This is a genomic window from Geodermatophilus sp. SYSU D00691, from assembly GCF_054050275.1.
On sequence record NZ_JBJGYZ010000032.1, the window covers coordinates 68,890 to 75,741 of the forward strand.

Genomic DNA, 6,852 nt, shown 5'->3' on the forward strand with positions numbered 1-6,852 from the left:
GGGCCGGCCTCACGTCGCGCGGCTCAGCAGCCGGCCGCGCGGCGCCCCGTCGGCGGGCACGCCGCGCAGCCAGGTGCGGCGCACCCGCCCGGTGAGCCGCCGCCCGGCGTAGGGCGTCACCGGGTTGCGGTGCAACAGCTCGGCGACGGTCCACTGCTCGTCGGGCGCGAACGCCACCAGGTCGGCGTCCCGGCCGACCGCGATCTCCCCCTTGCCCGGCAGCCCGGCCAGCCGCGCCGGCGCGGTCGCCATCCACCGCACGAGGTGCGAGAGCGTCAGGCCGCGCGCGCGGGCGCCGGTCCACACCGCCGGCAGCGCCACCTGCAGGGACGCGATGCCGCCCCACGCCAGCCCGAAGTCGCCGACGTCGAGCCGCTTGAGCTCGGGCGTGCACGGCGAGTGGTCGCTGACCACCAGGTCGATGTCGCCGTCGGCGAGCGCCACCCACAGCGCCTCGCGGTGGGCGGCCTCGCGGATCGGGGGGCAGCACTTGAACGACGTCGCGCCGTCGGGCACCTCCTCCGCGGCGAAGGTGAGGTAGTGCGGGCAGGTCTCGACCGTGATCCGCACGCCCTCGGCCCGGGCCGCCCGCAGCAGCGGCAGCGCGTCGGCGTCGGCCAGGTGGACGACGTGCACCCGCGCGCCGGTGTCCCGGGCTGCCGCGACCAGCCGGCCGATCGCCGTCTCCTCCGCCGTGCCCGGCCGGGAGGCGAGGAACGCGCCGTAGCTGGTCCCCGCCGGCTCCGGCGCGTGCGCGATGACCTCCTCGTCCTCGCAGTGCGCGATGAGCAGCCCGTCGACCTCGGCCAGCGCGCTGAGGGCCGTGCGCAGGCCGGCGTCGTCCAGCGGCGGGAACTCCGGCACCCCCGAGTCGAGCAGGAAGCACTTCACCCCGACCGCGCCGGCCGCGAGCAGCCGCGGGAGCTGGCCGGCGTTGCCGGGCACCGCGCCGCCCCAGAAGGCGACGTCGACGGCCACCTTCCCCTCCGCCGCCTGTCGCTTCACCTGCAGCGCCTTCACGTCCACCGTCGGCGGGATCGAGTTGAGGGGCATGTCGACGATCGTGGTGACGCCGCCGGCCGCCGCGGCCCGGGTGGCGCTCTCGAAGCCCTCCCACTCGGTGCGGCCGGGCTCGTTGACGTGCACGTGGCTGTCGACCAGGCCGGGCAGCAGCACCTCGTCGTCGGCGAGGGTGACCACGTCCGGGGGCGCGTCGTCGTAGCCGGTGACGGCGGTGATCCGCCCGTCCCGGGTGTGCACCGTGGCGGCGCGCTCGCCGTCGGGCAGCACCACCCGCCGGGCGCGGACGGCGAGCGTCACGCGACCGCCGCCGCGACCCGGTGCAGCTCCTCGCCCCACGCCGTCGTCACCCAGCCGCCGGGCAGCGGCAGGCGGACGACGTCCTCCCCGGTGGCGACATCGGCCGCGGTCCCCAGGTGCACGGTGGAGGCATACGCCCGCGGGGCCACCGGCGGCAACCAGGCCGCGCTGCCCGGCCCCAGGTCGACGGTCGTGTGCAGCACCGGGACGCCGTCGCGCTCGATGCGCGTGGTGCCCGTCCAGCGCCCCGGCTCCTCCCGCGTGCGGCCGAGCAGCACCTGCTCGGTGGCGGTGACGACGGCGCCGGTGCCCAGCTCGGCGGTCAGCTCGGCGAGGTGGTGCGCCCGGGTGGCGACGACGGTCGGCTCCGGCCGCAGGTCGAGCGCGCCGGCCACGGTCGCGTGCACCCGCTGGGACGACGGCGCCCCGCCCCCGCGGGCCGGCAGCGCCACGGCCGCCGCCACGGTGCGCACGGCCAGCGTGGCGCCGTCCTCGACGACCAGCCGGATCCTGGCGTCGTCCCCGCCCAGCGGGCCGAACGCGGTGGCGACCAGGTGCACCGTCGCCGGGCCGGTGCGGCGGACGGCGAGCTGCCCGCTCGACCGGACCACCGACAGCACCGTCCGCCCGCCGACCGCCGTCGCCACGACCTCGACGGCGGTGTTCACGCGGGCACGCGCGCCCGCACCTGCTCGCGCACCCACGCGGCGACCTCGGCCGCCGACGGGTCCTCGCGCAGGCTGATCAGCAGCGTCGGCTTGTCCTGCCGCACGACCGCCGAGTCGCGGCGCATGACGTCGAGGTCGGCGCCCACGAGCGCGGCGAGGTCGGTCTTGTTGACCACGAGCAGGTCGCTGGCGGTGACCCCCGGCCCGCCCTTGCGCGGCACCTTGTCCCCGCCGGCGACGTCGATCACGAAGATCTGCACGTCGACCAGGCCGTAGCTGAAGCTCGCGGTCAGGTTGTCGCCGCCGGACTCGACCAGCACCAGCTCCAGTCCCGGATGCCGCGCCTCGAGCAGCTCGACGGCGTCGAGGTTGGCGGTGATGTCGTCGCGGATGGCCGTGTGCGGGCAGCAGCCGGTCTGCACCGCCTCGATCCGGTCGTCGGGCAGGACGGCGTGGCGGCGCAGGAAGTCGGCGTCCTCGGTCGTGTAGATGTCGTTGGTGACGACGGCGAGGTCGAACTCCGGCCCCAGCGTGCGGCACAGCGCCGCCGCGAGCGCGGTCTTGCCCGAGCCGACCGGGCCGCCGAGCCCCACGCGCAGCGGACCGTGGCGGTGCGCGCGCGGTGGGTCGACGTAGTCGTCGAGGTTGTGGTCAGGCGGCATGTGCACTCCTAGTGACGCTCATGAGGCGAAGTAGCGGTCCCTTCGTGTGTGGTGGACCTCCGCGAGGAGGTCGAGCAGGGGGTCGGCCGCGGCGGGGAGCCCGTCCACCGCGGCGACCTCGTCGATCTCGGCGGCCAGCCGGGCGGTGAGCGCGGCGACGGCGAGCGGGTCCATGGCCAGCAGCCGCTGGGCAGCGGTCGCCGGGCCGCTCACCGACAGGTAGGCGGCCGCCGCGGCGGCGTCGCGCGGGGTGAGCCCGCCGGCCCGGGCGGCGACGCCCAGGGCGAGCGGGTGGTGCGGCCGGTCGGGCAGGTCGTCCCAGTACGGCGACGGCCAGGCGCGCCGGCCCACCCGGACCAGCCCGCGCCCCTGGGCCCGCGAGGCGGCCCGCAGCGCCGGCGCCGGCGTGCGGGCATCGGCCTCGGCGTCCAGCCGGGCCAGCCCCGGACCGTCCGCCTCGCAGGCCGCGGCGGCGAGCCCCGCCGCCACCGCCCCGGCGGTGTGCAGCCGCCGGCGCAGGAACGCGGTCAGCGTCGCCGGGTCGGTCACCACCCCGGCGGCGATCGCCTGCTCGACGCCGCCGGAGTGCGTGTGCCCGCCGGCCGGCAGCCGCGAGTCGGCGAGCGTGAGGAGCGCAGCCGTCATCAGAACAGGAAGTACCGCTGCGCCATCGGCAGCTCGCGCACCGGCTCGGGCTCCCACACCTCGCCGTCCACGGTCACCGTGAAGGTGTCCGGGTCGACGCGGATGTCGGGCAGCGCGGTGTTCTCCGGCATGTCCGCCTTGGTCAGCCGCGTGGTGTCGGTGACCGCGGCCAGCCGCCGGTCGACGGCGAGCCGGTCGGCCAGCCCGGCGTCGAGGGACGCGGGCGCCACGAAGTGCAGCGACGTCCGGGCCGGGACGCGGCCGTACGCGCCGAACATCGGTCGCGGCAGCTGTGGCTGCGGGGTGGGGATCGACGCGTTGGCGTCGCCCATCTGCGCCCAGGCGATCATCCCGCCCTTGAGCACGGCGTGCGGTCGGACGCCGAACAGCTTCGGGTCCCACAGCACCAGGTCGGCCAGCTTGCCCGGCTCGACGGAGCCGACCTCGCCGTCGATGCCGTGCGCCACGGCGGGGCAGATCGTGTACTTGGCGACGTACCGGCGGGCGCGCAGGTTGTCCGCGGCGCCGTCCCCGGCGAGCGACCCGCGCCTGCGCTTCATCACGTGCGCGGTCTGCCAGGTGCGCAGCACCACCTCGCCGACCCGCCCCATGGCCTGCGCGTCCGAACCGATCATCGAGATCGCGCCGAGGTCGTGCAGCAGGTCCTCGGCGGCGATCGTCGTCGGCCGGATCCGGCTCTCGGCGAAGGCCAGGTCCTCCGGCACGGAGGAGTCCAGGTGGTGGCAGACCATGAGCATGTCGAGGTGCTCGTCGAGGGTGTTCACCGTGTGCGGCCGGGTCGGGTTCGTGCTCGACGGCAGCACGTTCGGGTGCCCGGCGACGGTGATGATGTCCGGCGCGTGCCCGCCCCCGGCCCCCTCGGTGTGGTACGCGTGGATCGACCGGCCGGCGATCGCGGCGAGGGTGTCCTCGACGAAGCCGGCCTCGTTGAGGGTGTCGGAGTGCAGCGCCACCGGGACGCCGTGCCGCCCGGCCACGGTGAGCGCCGCGTCGACCGCCGCCGGGGTGGAGCCCCAGTCCTCGTGCAGCTTGAACCCGGAGGCCCCGGCCCTGAGCTGCTCCTCGAGCGAGTCGAGCGAGACCGTGTTGCCCTTGCCGAGCAGCGCGACGTTGACCGGCCAGGGGTCCATCGCCTCGAGCATCCGGGCGAGGTACCAGTCGCCCGGGGTGATCGTGGTGGCCTTGGAGCCCTCGGCCGGGCCGGTGCCGCCGCCGATCAGCGTCGTCACGCCCGAGCCGAGCGCCGTCGGCACGATCTGCGGGCAGATGAAGTGCACGTGGCAGTCGATGCCACCGGCGGTGAGGATCTTGCCGTTGCCGGCCAGCACCTCGGTGCCCGGCCCGATCACCAGGTCGGGGTGGACGCCGTCCATGGTGTCGGGGTTGCCCGCCTTGCCCAGCGCGACGATCCGCCCGTCGCGGATGCCGACGTCGGCCTTGACGATCCCCCAGTGGTCGAGGACGACGGCCCCGGTGATGACCAGGTCCGGTGCCCCCTCGGCGCGGGTGGCCCGGCCCTGGCCCATCGACTCGCGGATCACCTTGCCGCCGCCGAAGACCGCCTCCTCACCGGCGCGGCCGGGGCCGCCGCAGCGGTCCTCCTCGACCTCGATCAGCAGGTCGGTGTCGGCGAGCCGGACGCGGTCGCCCGTCGTCGGCCCGTACAGCTGCGCGTAGCGCTCGCGGGAGAGCTGCACCATCAGCCCAGCCCTCCGTCCGCGGTGAGGCCGGGGACGACTCGCGCACCGGCCAGGGGCACCAGCGTCACGGTGCGGGTGATGCCGGGCTCGAAGCGGACGGCGGTGCCGGCGGCGATGTCCAGCCGGTGACCGTGCGCGGCGGCCCGGTCGAACTCCAGTGCGCCGTTGGTCTGCGCGAAGTGGAAGTGCGAGCCGACCTGGACGGGCCGGTCGCCGGCGTTGTGCACCTCGAGCTCGACCCGCGGGGCACCGGGCAGGGTCTCGATCGTCCCGTCGGCCGGGAACACCTCCCCCGGGATCACGGTATGGGGTGGTGGACAGTGACCAGCTTCGTCCCGTCGGGGAAGGTCGCCTCCACCTGCACCTCCTCCAGCAGCTCGGGGACCCCGTCCATCACGTCGTCCCGGGTGAGCACCGTGCGACCGGACTGCATGAGCTCGGCGACCAGCACGCCGTCCCGGGCGCCCTCGAGCACGTGGTCGGTGATCAGAGCGGTGGCCTCCGGCAGGTTGAGTCTCAGCCCGCGGGCCCGTCGCCGGCGGGCCAGCTCGGCGGCGTAGGAGAGCAGCAGGCGTTCCTGCTCGTGGGGGGACAGGTGCACGCGCCGGACGCTAACCGGGCCGTGTAACGGCGCTGTTGCCGACGAAACGTTGCGACGTGACAGTACACGATATATCGTGATGCCATCACAACGACAGGAGGTGTGCCATGAGGCCCACGAACCCGTGGATGCGGCCCGGCCGCTCCCCCCTCGCGTTCGGCGCTCCCGGTACCGAACCCGGCGCGCGCCGGCGCTCCCCGCACGACCACCCCGGCCGCGGCGACGGTCCTCGCCGTCACCACCGCGGCGGCCCCTTCGAGCGACCCCCGGGTCCGGAGTTCGGGCCGGGCTTCGGCCCCGGCGGTCCCCGTCGCGGCGGACGGCGCGGTCGTGCCGGTCGCGGCGACGTCCGGACGGCGATCCTGCTGCTGCTCGCCGACGAGCCGATGCACGGCTACCAGCTCATGCAGGCGGTCGCCGACCGCACCGCCGGCGCGTGGCGGCTCTCGCCCGGCGCCGTCTACCCGACCATCGCCCAGCTCGAGGACGAGGGGCTGGTCCGGGTCAGCACCGACGGCGGGCGCAAGCTCGTCGCGCTGACCGAGGCCGGCCGCGAGCACGTCGGGACCCTGGGCGGCGCCGACCCGTTCGCGGCGTTCACCGGCGACGGCGAGCGCGTCGACCTGCGCACCGGCGTCGGCGAGCTGATGGGCGCGGTCCACCAGCTCGGCCGGGTGGGCAACCCCGCCCAGCTGGCCGCGGCGGCGAAGGTGCTGGCCGACGCCCGCCGCTCGCTGTACCTGATCCTCGCCGGCGAGGTGCCGGCGGATCAGGCGCAGGACCCGCCGGGGGAGACGCCCGCCGGCTGACCCGCGAGGATCTTGCGGACCGGAGCCCGGTGGTTCTGCGGTTCATCGCATGAGCGGTGAACCCACGAGCCACCGGGCTCTTCTCGTGGGCGGCGCCCGCGTGAACGAGGTCGGCGGGCCGATCTTCCGGCAGATCGCGACGCAGCCGGAGGACGCGATCGTCGACGGCTCCCTCCCGGAGGAGAGCGCACTTCATCGCGACGACGCACGGGTGCTTCATCGCGATGAGGCACCCGTGACGTGTCGGAGACATGCGAACGGGGCCCGCAGCCTGTGGCTGGGGCCCCGTTCGGGAAAGGATGTCCGGCGGCGTCCTACTCTCCCACCCCGTCTCCGGGGCAGTACCATCGGCGCTGAGAGGCTTAGCTTCCGGGTTCGGAATGAGACCGGGCGTTTCCCTCTCGCCATGGCCGCCGTAACGCTGTG

Annotated in this window: 8 protein-coding genes and 1 rRNA gene; 1 reads left to right on the forward strand and 8 read right to left on the reverse strand. The window is 75.5% G+C overall.

What is annotated here, in order from left to right; genetic code table 11:
* Positions 1-9: 9 nt before the first annotated feature.
* The 7 genes from allB to ACI797_RS20990 are packed head-to-tail and all read right to left on the reverse strand — an operon-like array spanning position 10 to position 5,617.
* Positions 10-1,320: an allantoinase AllB gene (allB, locus tag ACI797_RS20960; RefSeq protein ID WP_456861013.1), complete on the reverse strand. Its 1,311-nt coding sequence runs from the start codon at positions 1,318-1,320 to the stop codon at positions 10-12.
* Positions 1,317-1,988: an urease accessory protein UreD gene (locus ACI797_RS20965; protein WP_456861015.1), complete on the reverse strand. Its 672-nt coding sequence runs from the start codon at positions 1,986-1,988 to the stop codon at positions 1,317-1,319. Before ACI797_RS20965 ends, allB begins: the two co-directional genes overlap by 4 nt.
* Positions 1,985-2,650 (reverse strand): urease accessory protein UreG, encoded by a 666-nt coding sequence (gene ureG, locus ACI797_RS20970; RefSeq protein ID WP_456861017.1) that lies wholly within the window; start codon positions 2,648-2,650, stop codon positions 1,985-1,987. Before ureG ends, ACI797_RS20965 begins: the two co-directional genes overlap by 4 nt.
* Before the next feature lie 18 nt (positions 2,651-2,668).
* On the reverse strand, positions 2,669-3,295 hold the full coding sequence (locus tag ACI797_RS20975) for an urease accessory protein UreF (protein WP_456861022.1): 627 nt from the start codon (positions 3,293-3,295) through the stop codon (positions 2,669-2,671).
* Entirely contained in the window at positions 3,295-5,016 is a 1,722-nt protein-coding gene (locus ACI797_RS20980) for an urease subunit alpha (protein WP_456861024.1), read from the reverse strand. The genes ACI797_RS20975 and ACI797_RS20980 overlap by 1 nt, the downstream gene beginning before the upstream one ends.
* Entirely contained in the window at positions 5,016-5,318 is a 303-nt protein-coding gene (locus tag ACI797_RS20985) for an urease subunit beta (protein ID WP_456861026.1), read from the reverse strand. The genes ACI797_RS20980 and ACI797_RS20985 overlap by 1 nt, the downstream gene beginning before the upstream one ends.
* Positions 5,315-5,617 (reverse strand): urease subunit gamma, encoded by a 303-nt coding sequence (locus ACI797_RS20990; protein ID WP_456861028.1) that lies wholly within the window; start codon positions 5,615-5,617, stop codon positions 5,315-5,317. Before ACI797_RS20990 ends, ACI797_RS20985 begins: the two co-directional genes overlap by 4 nt.
* Before the next feature lie 107 nt (positions 5,618-5,724).
* Between ACI797_RS20990 and ACI797_RS20995 the strand changes: the two genes are divergently transcribed.
* Positions 5,725-6,426, forward strand: coding sequence for a PadR family transcriptional regulator (locus ACI797_RS20995; RefSeq protein WP_456861030.1), 702 nt, complete (start codon positions 5,725-5,727; stop codon positions 6,424-6,426).
* 301 nt (positions 6,427-6,727) lie between these two features.
* Here ACI797_RS20995 and rrf read toward each other — a convergent pair.
* Positions 6,728-6,844, reverse strand: a 5S ribosomal RNA gene (gene rrf, locus ACI797_RS21000).
* Positions 6,845-6,852: the final 8 nt, after the last annotated feature.